The following is a 17,611-nucleotide window of genomic DNA, read 5'->3' as shown; positions in this document are numbered from 1 at the left end:
CTAGCGACTGCATCCCGCCGTCCCCCGTCCGGGTCCGCACCCGACACGAGGTCACCTTGAGCGGGGCAGGACGCGGCCGCCCACTAGGCTCGCCGGTCGTGGAACAGCGACAACTCGGCCGCTCGGGACTGCGGGTCTCGCGCATGGCACTCGGCACCATGACGTGGGGTGGCGACACCGATCCGGACGAGGCGGCCAGTCAGCTCGTCGCGTTCGTCGACGCCGGCGGCACGCTGGTGGACACCGGGGACATCTACGCCGAGGGCGAGGCGGAACGGATGCTCGGCGCGCTGCTCGCCGACCTCGTGCCCCGCGAGGACGTGGTGCTGGCAACCAAGACCGTGGCCCGCCGCACGGACGGCCCGTTCGGCGGCGGGGCGTCGCGCGGCGCGCTGCTGTCCGCGCTGGAGGGCTCGCTGCGCCGGCTCGGCACCGACCACCTCGATCTGTGGCAGCTGCACGCATGGGACGCCGGAGTGCCCGTCGAAGAGACGCTCTCCGCACTCGACTACGCGGTCACCAGCGGCAAGGTCCGCTACGTCGGGGTCTCCAACTACGCCGGATGGCAGCTGGCGACCGCGGCCGCGCTGTCCGCACCCGCGGCCGGCGTCGTCTCCGGGCAGTTCGAGTACTCGCTGCTCGAGCGCGGCATCGAACGCGAGGTCGTGCCCGCGGCCGCGCACCACGGTGTCGGCATCCTGCCGTGGGCGCCGCTCGGCCGCGGCGTGCTCACCGGCAAGTACCGCACCGGCACCCCGGCCGACTCGCGCGGCGCCTCCGCCGAGTACGCCGGCTACGTCGAATACCACCGCACCGAACGCGCGGCGCGGATCGTGCAGGCAGTCGTCACCGCGGCCGAGGGCCTCGGCACGTCACCGCTGGCCGTCGCGCTGGCCTGGGTCCGGGACCGGCCGGGGGTGATCGCACCGGTGGTCGGCGCCCGGGACACCGGCCAGCTGACCGGCTCGCTCGCGGCCGAGGCGCTGACCCTCCCGCCTGCCATCCGCAGCGCACTCGACGACGTCAGCGGGATCGAGTTCGGCTACCCGGAGCGGGGCACGCGATGAGCCGCCGGTGTCGGGTGAGTGACAGGGACGTGACGGCTCGGGGATCGTGGGGGATGCTGGGAGTGACCACCCACCGGAACAACGTCGGAGGCCCCCAGGTGCGTCGGCTCACCTCCGTGGCGCGGATCGCGATCCCGCTGGCCGGTGCTCTCGTGCTGTCCGCCTGCTCGGCCACCGGTCAGGACAGTTCCGACTCGCTGCAGGTGGTGGCGAATCCGGTGGCCGCGAAACCGGCCGCCTCCCCCGCTCGCACCGCGCCGCCGGCCGGCCAGGTGATCGCCATGCCCGGGGTCTCCGCGATAGCCACCGACGCGCAGAGCCACACGCTCGTCGTCGCGCTCGGCCAGCCGCCGTCCGTGCGCGTCTACGACCTCGGCGCGCTCGGCTCGCCGAAGGCCACCGTGGCGCTGCCCGGCCCGGCCGAGTCACTCACCGCATCCGGCGGCGAGGCCATCGCCAGCGTCCCGGGCAAGGGCGTGCTCACCCGGATTTCGCTGCCCGGCGGCCAGGCGAAGGCGGAACCCGTGGCCGGGCAGCCCGCCGAAGGCGTGCCCGACGGCGCCAACACCCTCGTCGCGGTCCGCGACCGCAAGGCGGTCGAGGTGCTGGCAGGCGGGAAGGTCACCAAGACCATCACCGGCCAGCTCTACAGCGCGGACGGCGTGGTCAAGACCGATTCCGGCGCGGTCGTCCTCGACCGGCTCCGCACCGCGGTGTTCAGCGTCGACGTGCAGGCCGGGACGATGGACGAGGGGCTGCGCGCGGGCGACGGCGCGGCCAACGCGGTCGCGGACTCGTTCGGCCGGGTACTGGTCACCGACGCACGCGCGGGTGCGTTGCTCGCGTTTTCCACCGGGCCGTTGATCCTGCGGCAGCGGTACCCGGTGCCCGGCGGGCCGTACGGCCTCGCCTACGACCACCGGCGCAATCTGGCGTGGGTCACCCTCACCGGGCGCAACGAGGTGGTCGGGTTCGACGTCCGCGGCGGCGAGCCCGTGGAGAAGTACCGATTCCCGACCGTGCGCCAGCCGGATTCGGTGGGCGTGGACGAGCAGAGCGGCCGCGTGATCGTGGGCTCGGCCGCCGGAGAAGGGACCCAGGTGATCCAGCCATGACGACGACCGACGAGGCGGTGGTCGAAGGCGATTGGGTGTACCGCCACCTGCGCCTGCCCCCGGCAGTGTCGCGGCGCGCGGCGATGATCCAGCTCTCGATCCACGCGGAGTTCGCCGGCTGGGAACTGCGCACGGTCCGGCTCTACGCGGACGGCACGCGCCGGGTGTGGCTGCGGCGCAAGCGCACCGCAGCCGATCACGTGTCCGGACTGGCCACCTGAGCCGACCCACCGCCGCACTCCGGTGACCTGACGCCGGTCGGTGGCCGCAAGCCCGGCCGGTCAAGCGTGTGCACGGCCGACCGGCCCCGGCCGACCGCCGCGAGCCGATCCGATCCGCCGCCCTGCGCCGGCCCTGAGCCCCCGTGAGTCTCGCCCGCCGGGCCGATCCGCCGCCGCGCGCCTCGAGCCCGCCGGCCACGCTTCGCGCCTCCGTCCTGGGCCGGGGCACCGCTTCGTCGGCTGGGTTCTCGTCACGGTTGCGGGGGTGCGCGGTAGGCCTCGTGCACCACCGCGGCTATCCGGGGCACCACCTGCGCGGCCGCCTCGAGCGGGACCACGTGCCCGACGCCCGGCAGCACCACCGCGCTACCCCTCGGCAGCCCTCGGACCAGCTGTTCCACGTCGTTCGGCGCGACGATCCGGTCCCGCTCCCCCACGATCGCGGTCACCGGCAGGTCCCCGGCGAGCGCCAGTGCCGCGTCCCGCGCGTAGGCGTCCAGCGCCGGGCGGAACTGCGCCACGGTGTGCGGCCAGTTGCCCCGGATCATCCGCACGGTCAGCTCGACCAGGTCCGGCTCCGGATCGTCGCCGAAGAGCCACCAGCGCAGGCCCGCGCTCACCGCACGGCTCGTGTGCTCACGCACCAGCCCGTAGAGTTTCGCGCCCAGCACCATCTCCAGGTCCTGTGCGAGCTTCCCGAGCGCGTTCGGCCAGGCCGCGGATGCCTCGGTGGCGAGCCGGCCCGACGACGTGGCGAGCAGGACGATCCCGGCGACGCGGGTGGCGAACAGCTCGGCGTGCCGCTGCGTCAGCGCCATCACCGCCAGTCCGCCCATATCGTGCCCGACGAGCACCACCCTGCCGCGCGGCACTGCGCGTTCCAGCACCTCCGCGAGGTCGTCGCCGAGCCGGGCCATGGTCGCGGTGGACCGCGTGGCGCGGCCCGACTGCCCGTGCCCCCGGTGGTCGTAGCTCAGCACCTGCAGCGGGGCCTCGAGCACGTCCACCAGCACCGGTGCGATCCGGCCCCAGCTGCGCTGGTCGAGGGCGTACCCGTGGAGCAGGACCACGGTCACCTCCGCCGCCGCGTCGCCCCGGCGCTCGAGGTGCAGGGACGTGCCGTCGGCAAGCCGGAACGGGGCCATCAGGACGAGCGCAGGAACCGGTCCAGCACCCGGGTTCCGAACTTCAGCGCCTCCACCGGCACCCGCTCGTCGACCCCGTGGAACAGCCCGGAGAAGTCCAGCTCGGCAGGCAGCTTCAGCGGCGCGAAGCCGAAGTTGCGGATGCCCAGCTGCTGGAAGGACTTCGCGTCGGTACCACCGGAGAGCATGTAGGGCAGCGTCCGCGCGCCGGGGTCCTCGGCCAGCACCGCGGCGGTCATCGCGTCCACGAGTGCGCCGTCGAAGGTCGTCTCGACCGGCGGCAGCTCCATCCACTCCTTCTCGATGTCCGGGCCGAGCAGCTCGTCCAGCTCCCGGTCGAACGCGTCGATCCGGCCGGGCAGGATGCGGCAGTCCACCGCGGCCTCGGCGAACGACGGGATCACGTTCGATTTGTAGCCCGCAGTGAGCATCGTCGGATTCGCCGTGTCGCGCAGCGTCGCGCCGATCATCCGGGAGATGTTGCCCAGCTTCGCGACCGCGCCCTCGAGGTCGTCCTCCGGGAAGTCCCATCCGGTGATCTCGGTGACACCGGCGAGGAACTCGCGCACGGAATCGGTGAGCACCAGCGGGAACCGGTGGTTGCCGAGCTTCGCGACCGCTTCGGACAGCTTCGTGACCGCGTTGTCCCGGTGGATCATCGAGCCGTGCCCCGCGGTGCCGCGCACGCGCAGCTTCATCCAGCGGATGCCCTTCTCCGCCGTCTCGATCACGTACGCGCGCACGTTGTCCTTCAGCGTGATGGAGAATCCGCCCACCTCGCTGATCGCCTCGGTGACGCCTTCGAACAGTTCCGGGCGGTGCTCGACCAGCCACTGCGCGCCGAACTTGCCGCCGGCCTCCTCGTCGGCGACGAACGCGAACACCAGATCCCGCGGCGGCACGATGCCGTTGATCTTGTAATGCCGGGCCAGTGCCAGCATCATGCCGTCCATGTCCTTCATGTCGACCGCGCCACGGCCCCATACGTAGCCGTCCTGCACCGCGCCGGAGAACGGGTGCACCGACCACTCCGCCGGATCGGCGGGGACCACATCGAGGTGGCCGTGGATCAGCAGGGCACCACGCGAGGGATCCGCACCCGGCAGCCGGACGACGACGTTGTGCCGGTCCTTCCCGCCGGACTCGACGTAGGTGATCTCGTAGCCGGCGTCGGTGAGCTTCTCCGCGACGTACTCGGCCGCGGCCCGCTCGCCGGCGAGAGTCGCCGGGTCACCGGTGTTGGTGGTGTCGATGCGGATGAGTTCGCTGGTGAGCGTGACGGACTCGTCCGCGGCGGCGTCGATCAGGTTCGGTTCGGTCACCGGCCCTTCCTATCATCCGCGGGCGCCGGACGCGCCCGTCCCGGCCGGTGGGAGGCCGCCTTACCGTGCGCCGACTGATCAGTCAGTCAGCACACCATCGCAATTCGTTAGGAACGCGAGAAATCCGCTGTTCGCGCGGCGAATCGAGACGAATGTATTGCGATTATCGCAACCCGGCGTTAGCGTCTCCCGGCATGGACGAGACGGATCAGCTCCGGACCAGGGTCCGCGCGCTGATCCGGTCGCTGCCCGGGGCACAGCGGGAGTTCGCCGCCGCCATCGGGCTCGACGAGACGAAGCTGTCCAAGGCGCTGAACGGCACCCGCCGGTTCTCGCCGCACGAACTGGTCCGCGTCGCCGAGTACTCCGGCGTCACGGTCAACTGGCTGCTCAACGGCAGCGACGACGCGAGCACCGTGACCGCGGTGCCCGCGCCCGCCGCCCGGCCGGAGAGCGATCCCGCGCACCACACGCAGTCCGAATCCCGGCGGCGGATCCTGGAGACCGCCTGGGAGCTCATCGCCGAACGCGGCTACCACCGCGTCCGGATCTCCGACATCGCGAAGGCGTGCGGCACCAGCACCGCGGCCATCCACTACCACTTCCCCAGCAAGACCGAGGTCCTCAACGAAGCGTTGCGGCGCAACGTGAAGCTCGCCTTCGACCGGCAGGTCGCCGAGCTGCACGCGGTGCCGGGCGCGCACGACCGGCTGCTCAAGCTGGTCGAACTGCAACTGCCCGCGGCCGGTCTGCTGCGTGCCGAATGGTCGGTCTGGCTGCAGGTGTGGAACGAGGTCGCGCTGGATCCGGCGCTGCGCTCGCTCTACACCGATTCCTACGACCGCTGGCACCAGACCATCCGGATGACCATCCGCACCGGCCAGGAACAGGGCGTGTTCCGGGTGGCCGATCCGGAGGCCGCCACCGGGCAGCTCACCGCGCTGATCGACGGCCTCGGCATCCAGGTGCTGACCGGCCGTCCCGGCAGCACGGTGGCCACCATGCGCGCCCACCTGCACGACTTCATCGAACGCTCGATCGTCAAAGGAGCCTGATGAACCACGAGGTCATCGTCACCTGCGCACTCACCGGTGCGGGTGACACCGTCGGCCGGAGCCCGCACGTACCGGTCTCCCCTGCCCAGATCGCCGCGAGTGCCGTCGAGGCGGCCAATGCGGGCGCCGCCGTGGTGCACATCCACGTGCGCGAACCGGAGACCGGCGCACCCTCGCGCGAGGTCGCGCTGTACCGGGAGGCGGTGCGGCTGGTCAAGGAGTCCGGGGTGGACGTCGTGGTCAACCTGACCGCCGGAATGGGCGGGGACCTGGTACTCGACGAGGAGGACCCGCTCAAGCCGATCGACGGCACCGATCTGGTCAACGCACTCGACCGGCTGCCGCACGTCGAAGAACTGCTGCCGGACATCTGCACGCTCGACTGCGGTTCGCTCAACTTCGGCGAAGGCAGCCAGCTCTACGTGTCCACTCCGGACATGCTGCGCGCCGGTGCCCGCCGGATCCAGGAGCTGGGCGTCAAACCGGAGCTGGAGATCTTCGACACCGGGCAGCTGTGGTTCGCGAGCAAGATGGTCGAGGAGGGCCTGATCGACGCACCGCCGCTGTTCCAGCTGTGCATGGGCATCCCGTACGGCGCACCCGCCGATCCCGGATTGCTCCAGGCCATGGTGCAGCTGCTGCCCGCGGGCGCGCAGTGGGCGTCGTTCTCGATCGGCCGCGACCAGATGCCGTGGGTCGCGCAGTCGGCGCTGCTCGGCGGGCACGTGCGGGTCGGGCTGGAGGACAACCTCTACCTGGCCCGCGGGGTCAAGGCGAGCAACGGCCAGCTCGTGGAACGGGCGGTGGAGATCGTGCAGGACCTCGGCGGCACCGTCGCGAGCCCGGCTCGGGCGCGGGAGATCCTCGGGCTGAAGGAGCGGGTCGATGCCTGAAACCTCCGCTGTGCACACGGTCGCGTGCGTCGGCGCCGGGGTGATCGGTGGCGGCTGGGTAGCGCACTTCCTGGCCCGCGGATTCGACGTCCGGGCGTGGGATCCGGCGCCGGACGCGGCCGCGAAGCTCACCCGGCTCGTCGACGCCGCCTGGCCGGCGCTCACCGGCCTCGGGCTCGCCGAAGGCGCGAGCCGTGCCCGGCTCACCGTCACCGGCACGCTGGCCGAGGCGGTCGACGGTGCCGGATTCGTCCAGGAGAGCGCGCCGGAAGACCTTTCGCTGAAGCAGAAACTGCTCGCCGACATCGACGCGGTGACCCCGGACGGGGTCGTGATCGCCTCGTCCACCTCCGGTTACGGCATGACCGAGATGCAGGTGGCGGCGAAGACCCCGGAGCGGCTGGTCGTCGGGCATCCGTTCAACCCGCCGTACCTGATCCCGCTGGTCGAGGTCGTGGGCGGGAAGCTCACCGCGCCGTGGGCGGTCGAGCGGGCCGGCGAGTTCTACCGCCACGTCGGCAAGACCGTGCTGACGATGGAGCGCGAGGTGCCCGGTTTCGTGGCGAACCGGCTCCAGGAGGCGCTGTGGCGCGAGGCGCTGCACATGGTCGCGAACGGTGAGGCCACCGTCGAGCAGATCGACACCGCGATCACCGACGGCCCGGGACTGCGCTGGCCGGTGCAGGGTCCGATGCTCACCTTCCACCTCGCCGGCGGCGAAGGCGGCATGGCGCACATGCTCGACCATTTCGGACCTTCGTTGAAGTCGCCGTGGACCCGGCTGGACGCCCCGGAGCTCACCACCCAGCTGCGCGACGCCGTGGTCGAGGGCTGCGACGAGGAGGCGGGCGAACGCACGATCGCGGATCTCGTGGCCGAACGGGACCGGGCGATCATCGCCGTCCAGCGGGCGGTCGACGAGGCCCGCCGTGGCTGAATACCGTACCCGGGTCCGTCCTGAATGGATCGACTACAACGGCCACCTGTCCGAGCCGTACTACGTGCTCGTCTTCGGCGACGCGACCACCGGGCTGATGGACCTCGTCGGCATCGATCCCGGCTACCGGGAGCAGAACGACGCGTCACTGTACACAGTGGAGGCGCACGTCCGGTATCTGCGCGAGGTGGGCCCGGACGCCGAGCTGGCGGTCACCACCGCAGTGCTTTCCGTCGGTGCGAAGAAGGTCCGGCTGTGCCACGAGATGCGGGTCGGCGGTGAGCTGGTGGCCACCGAGGAGCTGCTCTGCCTGCACGTGCGCGCGGGCCGGACCAGCCCGCTGCCCGGCGCCATCGCCGACCGGCTCGCCACGCACCTGTCCCCCGCCCCCGAGTACGCCGGGCGGGCTATTGCCTGATTCCTGCTGATCCCTCCCGAAACCCTCCCACCGGAAGTCACCCATGGAAGCGCGATGTAAACCGAATTCCCTTTCCCGGCGCCGGTTCCTGACGCTCGGCGGCGCCACCGCACTGGGCGCCGCCACCCTCGGCGCCGTGCCGTTGCTCAGCGCGTGCGGCTCCACGGTCGCCGCCGCGGCACCCACCGGACCACCACGGCGCGGGGGCACCCTGCGCGTCGGCGTCACCGGCGGTGGCGCGTCGGACACGCTCGACCCGCACATTCCCGCCACGAACCCGGACATCGCCCGGGTGATCAACCTCTACGAACCGCTGCTCATGCGGGACCACGAGTACCGGCTGGAAATGCTCGTGGCCGAATCGCTGACCGCATCGCCGGACGCGCGCACCTGGACCGCGGTGCTCCGCCGCGGCGTGCGCTTCCACGACGGACGGCCGGTCACCCCCGCGGACGTGGTCGCGACCTTCCGGCGGATCACCGACCCGGACGACCCGAAAAGCGGTGCCGCCGGGCTGACCATGCTCGGCGACGTGGTCGCGACCGGCGAGGCGAGCGTGGAATTCCGGCTCACCGAGCCGAACGCCGGCTTCGACGATCTGCTGGGCCAGTACAACCTCGGCATCGTGCCCGCCGACTTCGACCTGAAACGGCCGATCGGCACCGGGCCGTTCAAGGCGGGCGCGTTCACCGCCGGACTGCAGAGCACCTTCGAGCGCCACGAACACTACTGGCGGCCCGGCCAGCCCTACCTGGACCGGCTGGTGCTGATCGACTTCGCCGACGACGACGCGCGGATCAACGCGCTGCTCTCGTCCCAGGTGGACGCGATCGACCAGGTGCCGGTGGCGTTGATCGACGTGCTCCGCAGCGATCCGCGCATCCGCGTGCTCACCTCGGAGACCGGTACCTGGCTCCCGTTCACCATGCGGGTGGACCGGCCGCCGTTCGACGACGTGCGGGTCCGGCAGGCGCTGCGGCTGGTGGTGGACCGCGAGCAGATGATCAATCAGGTGCTCAGCGGGCAGGGCCGGGTCGGCAACGACCTGTACGCGCCGTTCGACCCGGCCTACGCCGGACAGCTGCCGCAGCGCAGGCAGAACCTCGACGAGGCGCGGCGGCTGCTCGCGGCGGCCGGGAAACCGGACCTGGAGGTCGAACTGGTCACTGCGCCGATCCAGGCAGGCGCGGTCGAAGCCGCGCAGGTGTTCCAGCAGCAGGCCAAGGCGGCCGGGGTGACGGTGCGGATCCGCAAGATCGACACCACCACGTTCTACGGCGAGAACTACCTGTCCTGGGATTTCGCCCAGGACTTCTGGTACACCCGCAACTACCTCCCGCAGGTCGCGTCCGGCTCGCTGCCGAAGGCGCCGTACAACGAAACGCACTGGAACGACCCGGAGTTCACCGATCTGGTCACCCGGGCGAGCGCCACCGTCGACCCGGCGGCCCGTGCGGAGCTGCTGCGCCGGGCCCAGCAGATCGAGTACGACCGCGGCGGACTGATCGTGTGGGGCTTCGTCGACCAGGTCGACGCCTATCAGGCGTACGTGGCCGGACTGGTGCCCAACCGGACCGGCGTTTCGCTGTCGGGCTACCAGTTCCGCCAGGCGTGGCTCGGCACGGCGCAGGGAGGTGCGGCATGACGCGGCTGATCGTGAAGCGGCTCCTGGTCAGCCTCGTGGTGCTGTGGCTGGTCACGTTGCTGGTCTACGTGGCGACACTGCTGCTGCCGGGTGATCCGGCGCGCGCCATCCTGGGCCAGCAGGCGACGCCGGAGCGGATCGCCGCGCTGCAGCACCAGCTGCACCTCGACGAGCCGGTCTGGCAGCGCTACCTGACCTGGCTCGGCGGCCTGTTCACCGGCGACCTCGGCACCTCCACCTCCACCCAGGGCCCGGTCACCGCGCTGCTGGCCGACCGGGTGAGCGCTTCGCTCGTGCTGCTGGTGCTCGCCGCGGTGATCGCGACCCCGCTGGGGCTTGCGCTCGGCACGTGGAGCGCGATGCGCCGCGGCCGCGCCACCGACCAGGCGGTGTCCGGGATCAGCCTGGTGATCGCGGCGTTGCCGGAGTTCGTGATCGGCGTGGCGCTGATCGTGCTGTTCGCGACGACGGTGTTCAAGGCGCTGCCCTCGGTCACGCTCAGCCCGCCGGGGGAACCGGTGTGGCGGCAGCCCGGTCAGCTCGTGCTGCCGGTCGCCACCCTGGTCCTGGTCGTCACGCCGTACATCACGCGGATGATGCGCGCCACGATGAACGAGGTGCTCGACTCCGGTTACGTGGAAATGGCGCGGCTCAAGGGAATCCGGGAACGGACGGTGCTGGTGCGGCACGCGCTGCCGCACGCGGTCGGCCCGGTCGCACAGGTGGTCGCGCTGCAGCTGGCCTGGCTGGCAGGCGGCGTGGTCGTGGTCGAGTTCCTGTTCCGCTACCCCGGGATCGGACAGGCGCTGATCGACGCGGTCGGGAAACGCGACGTCGCGGTCGTGCAGGCCGTGACGCTGCTCATCGCCGCGGTGTACATCGTGGTGAACCTGCTGGCCGACGTGATCGGCATCCTCGCCGATCCCCGGGTGCGGACGGAGGCGCTGCGATGACCGCGGTGGAAGAAGAAGCGACTGTCCCCGCCGCCGCGGCGGCCACACCCCGCGCGGCCGGGCTGATCCGCACCGCCTGGGCGTTCCCGCAGGCCAAGGTCGGCACGGCGCTGACCGCGATCGTGGTACTGGTCGCGGTGCTGGGCCCGTGGCTCGGCCCGGTGCTGACCGGGCACAGCACCACCGATTTCGCCGGGAAACCGTTCAAACCGGACGGTCTCACCGGCACCGACGGCCTCGGCCGCGACGTGCTCACCCGGTTCCTCGCCGGAGGCAGCACGCTGCTGCTGTATGCAGTGCTCGCCACCGCGCTCGGTCTGGTGCTGGGTGCCGCGATCGGCATGATCGCCGGCTACCGGGGCGGCTGGCTCGATGCCGTCCTGATGCGCGGCAACGATGTGCTGCTTTCCTTCCCGCAGCTGGTGATCGCGCTGCTCGCGATCGCGGTGATCGGGCCGCAGGGCTGGCTGCTCGTGCTGGTGATCGGGCTGACGCACGCACCGCGGACCGCGCGGGTGGCGCGCCAGGCGACGGTGGCGGTGCGCGGTCAGGACTACATCCGCGCCGCGGAGATGTACGCGGTGCCGCGCTCGCAGATCCTCCTGCGGGAGATCCTGCCGAACATCACCGGCCCGCTGATGGTGGAGGTCGGCCTGCGGCTGACCTATTCCATCGGCTACCTGGCCTCGCTGTCCTTCCTCGGGCTCGGTATCCAGCCGCCCGCGGCCGACTGGGGCCTGATGATCAACGAGAACCGGATCGCGCTCGTGGTGCAGCCGTGGGGCGTGCTGCTGCCGGTCGTCGCGATCGCGCTGCTCGCCGTCGGCACGAACCTCGTCGCCGATTCACTCGCCTCGGCCGCGGCCGGGCGGACCAGGAAGGTGCGGTCGTGACCGATCCCGTGCTCGAGGTGACCGGGCTGGCCGTGCACACCACGGCGGGCCGGGCAGTCCTGCGTGACGTCTCGTACGCCATCGCGGCCGGGGAGGTGCTCGCACTCGTCGGGGAATCCGGCTCCGGCAAGACCACCGCCGGGCTGGCCGCCCTCGGCCACTTCCGGCGTGGCCTGGTGTGCGCAGGCGGCACGGTGACACTGCGGCCGCGTACGGGCGAGCCGGTGGACCTGCTCTCGCTCGGCACTGCCGCACAGCGCAGGCTGCGCGGCAGTGCGGTTTCCTACATTCCGCAGGATCCGGCGTTGTCGCTGAACCCGGCGTTGCGGATCGGGCTGCAGATCGCCGAGGTCCTGCGCACGCACGGTTATCCGGGTTCGGTCGAGGACCGGGTGGCCGAGGTGCTGGCCGAGGTCGGTCTGCCCGCCGACGAACGGTACCGGCGCCGCTACCCGCATCAGCTCTCCGGCGGCCAGCAGCAGCGGGTCGGGATCGCGATGGCGTTCGCCTGCCGTCCGAGTGTGGTCGTGCTCGACGAGCCGACGACCGGCCTGGACGTGATGACCCAGGCGCTGGTGCTGGAAACGGTCCGCACGCTCACCGCCGAACACGGCGTCGCGGCGCTGTACATCACGCACGACCTCGCCGTGGTGGCTCAGCTCGCCGACCGGGTGGCCGTGATGTACCAGGGAGACCTGGTCGAATGCGGTCCGGCGGACCGGGTACTGCGCACTCCGGAGCACGCCTACACGAAGCGGCTCCTCGCCGCCGTGCCGGATCTCTCCGCCCGACCGGCCCCCGCGCCGCCGCCGGACGACGCGGTGCTGGCCGCCCGCGGTATCCACGTGGCGTACGGACGGCAGAAGGTGCTGCGCGGCGTCGACCTCGCCCTCACGCGTGGCGAATGCGTACTGCTGCTCGGCGAATCCGGCTCCGGGAAAACCACGCTGTCCCAGTGCATCGCGGGCCTGAACCGGAACTTCACCGGCACCGTCGCACTGGAGGGCACGCCGCTCGCGTCGGCCACCCGCCAGCGCAGCACCGACGAACGGCGGCGCATCCAGTACGTGTTCCAAAGCCCGTTCTCGTCGCTCAACCCGCGTAAGACGATCGCGCAGTCCATCGAAGTCCCGCTGGTCCGTCTCACCGCCCTGTCACGGACGCAGCGGCGCGAGCGGGTCGCGGAGATGCTCGACCGGGTGCGGCTGCGCAGCGACCTCGCCGACCGGCTGCCCGACCAGCTCAGCGGCGGTGAACGGCAGCGGGCGGCGATCGCCCGCGCCCTCGTGACCACGCCGGACGTACTGGTGTGCGACGAGGTGACCTCGGCGCTGGACGTGTCGGTGCAGGCCGCGATCGTGGACCTGCTCGGCGAACTGCGCCGGGAACTCGGCATGGCCATGGTGTTCGTGACCCACAACATCGCGCTTGCGCCGGAGGTCGCCGACCGGATCGCGGTGCTGCGCGGCGGGGAGATCGTGGAGGAAGGACCGGTCGAAACCGTGCTCAGCGCGCCCTCGCACAGCTACACCCGCGAGCTCCTCGACACCACGCCGCGGCTGTGACCGTCCACGGTGGAGTGCGGCCCGGATTCGAGGCCGTGCGGGAAACGTTCGCCGAGGTCGTCGACGGGTCCACCGGCGGGGCTGCGTTCAGCGTGTTCCGGCGCGGTGCACCGATCGTGGCGTTACACGGTGGCCGGGCCGCACCGCAGGTGCCGTGGACCGGCGACACCCGGGTCGTGTTGTTCAGCGGTACCAAGGGAATCGTGGCGACCGTGGCCGCGGTGCTGACCGCACGGGGTCTCCTCGATCCGGATCGACCGGTCGCCCGGTACTGGCCGGAATTCGCGGCAGCGGGCAAGGCCGACGTACCGGTGTCCCAGATCCTCGCCCACACGGTGGGACTTCCCTACGTGGAAACGGATCTGCCGATGCTGGACAACGCGGCCAACGCGGCGGCACTGGCCCGGCAAAGTCCACTGTGGGCACCAGGCACGCGGGTCGCCTACCACGCACTCACTTACGGCTACCTGCTCACCGAGCTGATCCGGCGCGGCACCGGGGACGACCTCGGTTCGCTGGTGCGCACGCTGCTCGCCGAGCCGCACAACCTCGACCTGCGTCTCGGCACCCCGCCGACGGTGCCGGTCGCGACACTGCGGCGCGCTCCCGGGTACCGGATCAGCACGTTCCTCCAGGACCCGCAACGGCGCCGGGTGGTCGAGCGGATGTACCGCGGACTGCTGGATTCCACCGACACGATGAACTCGGCCGAGTACCGCGGCGCGGCGCTGGCTGCCGGCAGCGCGGTCGGGACCGCGACCGCGATGGCACGGCTGTACGACCTGCTGCTGTCCGGCGAGCTGGTCCCGCCCGACGTACTCGCCAGGGCGACCCGCACCTGGTCCGAGGGCGTCGACGCGGTCAACGACCGTCCGCTGCGCTTCGGCCTCGGGTTCGAGCTCGCCGACCCGATCGGCACGTACGGCCCGGCCGAGGTCGCCTTCGGCCATTCCGGTGCCGGCGGCGGACGGCACGGCGCGTGGCCGGAGCACGGGGTGTCGTTCTCCTTCACCACGAACGAACTCCAGGCGGAGGACGTCGACACCCGGGCGAGCAGCCTGCTGGCGGCACTGCACGAAACCCTCTGACCGCCGGTCTCGCCGAAACCGGCCTACCGTGCAGGCATGCGGATCGTGTCATTGCTGCCCGCCGCCACCGACCTCGTCGCCACGCTCGGGCGGCTGGAGGATCTCGTGGGGCGCACCCACGAATGCGACTGGCCGGCCGAGGTCGGCTCGGTCCCGGTGGTGACGGCCGCGCAGATCGACCCGGACGTCCGGTCCAGCCGGGAGATCTCCGACGCGGTCGGCGGATCGGCGCATCGCGGGTCTTCGCTGTACTCGGTCGACGTGGCACAGCTGGCCGGGCTCGCCCCGGACCTCGTACTGACCCAGGATCTCTGCGAGGTCTGCGCGGTGTCCTACACGCGGATCGCGGACGCGGTGCGGATGATGGACACCGGGCCCCGCGTGCTCAGCCTCGAACCACGGACCCTCGCCGAGGTCCTGAGCTGCGTCACGACCGTCGGCGACGCGCTCGGCGTGCCGGAGGCCGCGGCCGAACGCGTTGCCGGGCTGCGCGAACGGCTCGCCGATGTCCGGGCCCGGGTGGCCGGCCGGGCCCGGCCGCGGGTGGTGGCGCTGGAATGGCTCGATCCGCTGTGGCCTGCCGGGCACTGGGTACCGGAACAGATCACCACCGCCGGCGGCACTGCCCTGCTGGCCGCACCGGGCGAACACACCGAACCGATGCCGTGGGACGCGGTGCGGGCCGCCCGTCCGGACGTACTGCTGGTCCTGCCGTGCGGCTTCAGCCCGGACCGCACCGCCACCGAACTGGACCTGCTCACCGGCCTGCCCGGCTGGGCGGACCTGCCGGCCGTGCGTGCCGGGCGGGTCTGGGTCCTCGACGGACCTGCCTACTTCAACCGGCCCGGCCCCCGCGTCGTCCGCGGAGCGGAAATCCTGGCCGCGGTACTGCACGACGTCCCGGCCGACCCGCCCGTCACCCCGGACGAGGCACGACAGCTGCCGAGGTAGCGCCGCTCGCCGGTTGCTGTCCGCACGGGTAACTGCGCGAGACAGCAATCCGCCGGCGCAGGGAAGTACTCGCCGAGCGACCGGCCGCGACCGACGCCGGGCGCCGCACTCGGCAGCCGCGCCGGTGCCCGGAACCAGTGCCAACCCGCGCCGGACAGTGCGGAATACCGGTGCCGTCCAGTCCCGTAGATCACGATTCCGTGGAGCGCAACCCCAGACCACATCACACCCGATCAGGGAAGCGGAGTGCGCACTTCCGTGTTGGCTCAAGCAGGACCAAGACGCGAAGGGGCACGTCGCACATGGCTGTGAGCAGTTCCGAAGGCCACCCCGCGGGATACTCGCGCGGCCGGCTCGCCGTCGATCTGCCGGTGGCCGGGCTGGTGATCGCCGCATTCGCGCACGGCATCCGCGGCGCCCCGGCGGACGCGGTGATCTTCTTCGCCGCGGCCGTGCTGCTGCTGGTCACCGAACGGCACGGGCACGCGCCGGACGATCCGCTCGGCGCACCCGCCCGGCTGCCCGCGCTGCCGCTCATCGCCGTGGTCGTCCTGGTCGCGCTCGTGTTCGGCAGGCAGACCGTGCCGATGCTGCTCACCGTGTCCGCGATCGGGATCGGCGCACTGGCCGTGGAATGGCGTGAGCCTTCCCTGCCGCCGGCCCGGCGCGGCCCGGCCCGCGGGTGGGTGTGGGTCGCGCTCGCCCTCGCGTGGTGTGTCTGGGAACTGGTCGCGTTCATCTACGAGCAGGCGGCCGGCGGGCTGTCGATGACCCATCCGACGATGAGCGACCTGGTCGACCCGATGCTCGGCAACCGCGTGGTCCAGGCGCTCGCACTCGCCGTCTGGATGGCCGCGGGGCTGGCGATGCTGCGTGCGGCCGCGGCGGCGAGGAGGTCGGCGTGAGCAGCCGGCTGATCACCGAAATCGGGTTCGGCGTGATCGTGTTCTCCGCGGTGGCCCTGTGGGTGGCCAGCCACCTGGCCCCGCGGAAGGTGCCACCGCTGCCCCGGGTGCTGTCGGTGCTGATGCGCAAGCGGTCCACCCGGATCGCGCTCGTGCTCGCCTGGTGGTGGGTCGGCTGGCACTTCTTCGTGCAGAGCTGATCCGGGATGCCCGCGGCCGCGCCGTCCTCGACTGCGCACCCGGCCGGCACCGGTTCAGCGGTACCGCAGCGCTCCCGCGTCGCCTCGTTCGGCCAGGTACTGCTCGAACGTGATCACGCCGTCCGCGTGCTCGACCGCGAGGTTGCCGCCGTCGGCGTACGCGCGGTAGGTCCGGCCGGGCAGCCAGACCGGGACCACCCGTTTCGTCCGTCCGGACGCCGCGAGCACCGCCCGCACGAGATCCGCCGCCGAATGCACTTCCGGTCCGCCGAGATCGGCCACCCGTCCTTGCGGTTCGCCCACCGCCAGCTCGGCCAGCCGCGCTGCCACGTCCCGCACGTCCACCGGCTGGAACCGCCAGCGTGGCACCGGCACCACCGGCAACCGCGCCACCGCGGCCAGCCCCGCCCGCACGAGTGCGTGGAACTGGGTGGCCCGCAGGATGGTGCACGGCAGCCCCGAACCGGCCAGCACCTGCTCGGCTTCGAGCTTCGCCCGGTAGTACCCGAGCGGTACCCGGTCCACCCCGGCGATCGAAACGTAGATCACGTGCGGTGCCTGCCCGCCCCAGCGCGCGGCCTCGACGAGCTGCCGCAGCACCTCGACCTCGTGCCGGAAATCCGTGGCGCAGTGCACGATCACGTCGACGCCGGCGACCGCCACGTCAAGGCCGCGGCCGCTGCGCAGGTCCCCGACCGTCCACTGCGCACCCGCGCCGGACCGTGGACGGCGGCTCAGCGCCCGCACCTGTTCCCCGGCCGCCACCAGCCGTTGCACCACCACCCGCCCGAGCTGACCGGTCCCGCCGGTCACCAGAATCCGTTCCGGCACGTCGTCCTCCCGTCTTCAGCGCCATCCTGGCACGCGGGTCACCGAGACGGGTACCAGCGGACGGTCGGCTCGTTCGCCGCCGCGCCGCGGCGCGGAAGGTCCCGCCGCAGCAGCACGGACAGCCGGCCGTGCGCGGTGATCAGCTCCGAGGTCGTCTCGTCGGAGCGGCCCGCCCGCGCGTGCGCGAATGCCTGCCGCAACGCCGCCAGCGTGGCCGGCTCCGCGGTGGCGAGCAACCCGGCCGCGCGATCCGTGGTCTCGGCGAGGCCGGCGAGCATCGAGGCCGCCTCCGGCGAATCCGGCGCGACGGTCAACACCGGCGACAGCACCCGCAACTGGTGGTGCAGCCGGTAGAGCACCGCCAGCGGATCAGCACCGGGCTCGCCGTTCACTCCTGGTTCCTCCTG

General features: G+C 71.9%; 19 protein-coding genes. 15 read left to right on the top strand and 4 right to left on the bottom strand.

Translation table 11 applies throughout. The features are described from left to right. Positions 1–98: 98 nt before the first annotated feature. The 3 genes from ABD793_RS26350 (at position 99) to ABD793_RS26340 (ending at position 2,403) form a co-directional block, all read left to right on the top strand. Complete coding sequence (locus tag ABD793_RS26350; protein WP_344864609.1) at positions 99–1,067, top strand: aldo/keto reductase; 969 nt, start codon at positions 99–101, stop codon at positions 1,065–1,067. Positions 1,068–1,165: 98 nt separating this feature from the next. Then, entirely contained in the window at positions 1,166–2,182 is a 1,017-nt protein-coding gene (locus tag ABD793_RS26345; RefSeq protein ID WP_344864836.1) for a YncE family protein, read from the top strand. Continuing rightward, on the top strand, positions 2,179–2,403 hold the full coding sequence (locus tag ABD793_RS26340; RefSeq protein ID WP_344864607.1) for a DUF5703 family protein: 225 nt from the start codon (positions 2,179–2,181) through the stop codon (positions 2,401–2,403). Before ABD793_RS26345 ends, ABD793_RS26340 begins: the two co-directional genes overlap by 4 nt. A gap of 251 nt (positions 2,404–2,654) precedes the next feature. Here the strand turns inward: ABD793_RS26340 and ABD793_RS26335 are convergent, their stop codons facing one another. Together ABD793_RS26335 and ABD793_RS26330 are read right to left on the bottom strand one after the other, a co-directional pair. Then, positions 2,655–3,548 carry an alpha/beta fold hydrolase gene (locus ABD793_RS26335; RefSeq protein WP_344864605.1) on the bottom strand — a complete coding sequence of 298 codons (894 nt, stop codon included), beginning with the start codon at positions 3,546–3,548 and terminating at the stop codon, positions 2,655–2,657. Then, positions 3,548–4,870 (bottom strand): M20/M25/M40 family metallo-hydrolase, encoded by a 1,323-nt coding sequence (locus tag ABD793_RS26330; RefSeq protein WP_344864603.1) that lies wholly within the window; start codon positions 4,868–4,870, stop codon positions 3,548–3,550. The genes ABD793_RS26335 and ABD793_RS26330 overlap by 1 nt, the downstream gene beginning before the upstream one ends. A gap of 194 nt (positions 4,871–5,064) precedes the next feature. Here ABD793_RS26330 and ABD793_RS26325 point away from each other — a divergent pair, with 194 nt between their 5' ends. The 12 genes from ABD793_RS26325 to ABD793_RS26270 all read left to right on the top strand — a co-directional run bounded on the left by ABD793_RS26325 (position 5,065) and on the right by ABD793_RS26270 (position 16,373). Then, positions 5,065–5,925, top strand: a complete 861-nt coding sequence (locus ABD793_RS26325) for a TetR/AcrR family transcriptional regulator (RefSeq protein WP_344864601.1) — start codon at positions 5,065–5,067, stop codon at positions 5,923–5,925. Continuing rightward, positions 5,925–6,818: a beta-keto acid cleavage family enzyme gene (locus tag ABD793_RS26320; protein ID WP_344864599.1), complete on the top strand. Its 894-nt coding sequence runs from the start codon at positions 5,925–5,927 to the stop codon at positions 6,816–6,818. Before ABD793_RS26325 ends, ABD793_RS26320 begins: the two co-directional genes overlap by 1 nt. Continuing rightward, positions 6,811–7,755, top strand: coding sequence for a 3-hydroxyacyl-CoA dehydrogenase NAD-binding domain-containing protein (locus ABD793_RS26315; RefSeq protein ID WP_344864597.1), 945 nt, complete (start codon positions 6,811–6,813; stop codon positions 7,753–7,755). The genes ABD793_RS26320 and ABD793_RS26315 overlap by 8 nt, the downstream gene beginning before the upstream one ends. Next, positions 7,748–8,173 (top strand): thioesterase family protein, encoded by a 426-nt coding sequence (locus ABD793_RS26310; RefSeq protein WP_344864595.1) that lies wholly within the window; start codon positions 7,748–7,750, stop codon positions 8,171–8,173. The genes ABD793_RS26315 and ABD793_RS26310 overlap by 8 nt, the downstream gene beginning before the upstream one ends. A gap of 43 nt (positions 8,174–8,216) precedes the next feature. Further along, on the top strand, positions 8,217–9,818 hold the full coding sequence (locus tag ABD793_RS26305) for an ABC transporter substrate-binding protein (protein ID WP_344864593.1): 1,602 nt from the start codon (positions 8,217–8,219) through the stop codon (positions 9,816–9,818). After that, complete coding sequence (locus ABD793_RS26300; protein WP_344864591.1) at positions 9,815–10,771, top strand: ABC transporter permease; 957 nt, start codon at positions 9,815–9,817, stop codon at positions 10,769–10,771. Before ABD793_RS26305 ends, ABD793_RS26300 begins: the two co-directional genes overlap by 4 nt. Continuing rightward, a complete protein-coding gene (locus ABD793_RS26295; protein ID WP_344864589.1) occupies positions 10,768–11,664 on the top strand; it encodes an ABC transporter permease in 897 nt (298 codons plus the stop codon). The genes ABD793_RS26300 and ABD793_RS26295 overlap by 4 nt, the downstream gene beginning before the upstream one ends. Continuing rightward, entirely contained in the window at positions 11,661–13,229 is a 1,569-nt protein-coding gene (gene nikE, locus ABD793_RS26290; protein WP_344864588.1) for a nickel ABC transporter ATP-binding protein NikE, read from the top strand. Before ABD793_RS26295 ends, nikE begins: the two co-directional genes overlap by 4 nt. Beyond that, positions 13,226–14,317, top strand: coding sequence for a serine hydrolase domain-containing protein (locus ABD793_RS26285; RefSeq protein WP_344864586.1), 1,092 nt, complete (start codon positions 13,226–13,228; stop codon positions 14,315–14,317). The genes nikE and ABD793_RS26285 overlap by 4 nt, the downstream gene beginning before the upstream one ends. A 36-nt stretch (positions 14,318–14,353) precedes the next feature. Next, positions 14,354–15,268, top strand: coding sequence for a cobalamin-binding protein (locus tag ABD793_RS26280; RefSeq protein ID WP_344864584.1), 915 nt, complete (start codon positions 14,354–14,356; stop codon positions 15,266–15,268). Positions 15,269–15,570: 302 nt separating this feature from the next. Continuing rightward, positions 15,571–16,173, top strand: coding sequence for a hypothetical protein (locus ABD793_RS26275; protein ID WP_344864582.1), 603 nt, complete (start codon positions 15,571–15,573; stop codon positions 16,171–16,173). After that, positions 16,170–16,373: a DUF6186 family protein gene (locus ABD793_RS26270; protein ID WP_344864580.1), complete on the top strand. Its 204-nt coding sequence runs from the start codon at positions 16,170–16,172 to the stop codon at positions 16,371–16,373. The genes ABD793_RS26275 and ABD793_RS26270 overlap by 4 nt, the downstream gene beginning before the upstream one ends. Before the next feature lie 54 nt (positions 16,374–16,427). Here the strand turns inward: ABD793_RS26270 and ABD793_RS26265 are convergent, their stop codons facing one another. Beyond that, entirely contained in the window at positions 16,428–17,204 is a 777-nt protein-coding gene (locus ABD793_RS26265; protein ID WP_344864578.1) for an SDR family oxidoreductase, read from the bottom strand. 38 nt (positions 17,205–17,242) lie between these two features. Further along, positions 17,243–17,596, bottom strand: a complete 354-nt coding sequence (locus tag ABD793_RS26260; protein ID WP_344864576.1) for a hypothetical protein — start codon at positions 17,594–17,596, stop codon at positions 17,243–17,245. Positions 17,597–17,611: the final 15 nt, after the last annotated feature.

Source organism: Amycolatopsis ultiminotia, assembly GCF_039536925.1.
GTDB classification, from domain to species: Bacteria; Actinomycetota; Actinomycetes; order Mycobacteriales; family Pseudonocardiaceae; genus Amycolatopsis; species Amycolatopsis ultiminotia.
Note: the sequence above shows the minus strand (reverse complement) of the source record. Positions and strands in the feature narration are given on the sequence as shown.

Coding starts and splice junctions, on each gene's coding strand:
- ABD793_RS26340 (WP_344864607.1), top strand. CDS start 2,179: ATGACGACGACCGACGAGGCGGTGGTCGAAGGCGATTGGGTGTACCGC.
- ABD793_RS26335 (WP_344864605.1), bottom strand. CDS start 3,548: ATGGCCCCGTTCCGGCTTGCCGACGGCACGTCCCTGCACCTCGAGCGC.
- ABD793_RS26325 (WP_344864601.1), top strand. CDS start 5,065: ATGGACGAGACGGATCAGCTCCGGACCAGGGTCCGCGCGCTGATCCGG.
- ABD793_RS26320 (WP_344864599.1), top strand. CDS start 5,925: ATGAACCACGAGGTCATCGTCACCTGCGCACTCACCGGTGCGGGTGAC.
- ABD793_RS26315 (WP_344864597.1), top strand. CDS start 6,811: ATGCCTGAAACCTCCGCTGTGCACACGGTCGCGTGCGTCGGCGCCGGG.
- ABD793_RS26305 (WP_344864593.1), top strand. CDS start 8,217: ATGGAAGCGCGATGTAAACCGAATTCCCTTTCCCGGCGCCGGTTCCTG.
- ABD793_RS26300 (WP_344864591.1), top strand. CDS start 9,815: ATGACGCGGCTGATCGTGAAGCGGCTCCTGGTCAGCCTCGTGGTGCTG.
- ABD793_RS26295 (WP_344864589.1), top strand. CDS start 10,768: ATGACCGCGGTGGAAGAAGAAGCGACTGTCCCCGCCGCCGCGGCGGCC.
- ABD793_RS26280 (WP_344864584.1), top strand. CDS start 14,354: ATGCGGATCGTGTCATTGCTGCCCGCCGCCACCGACCTCGTCGCCACG.
- ABD793_RS26275 (WP_344864582.1), top strand. CDS start 15,571: ATGGCTGTGAGCAGTTCCGAAGGCCACCCCGCGGGATACTCGCGCGGC.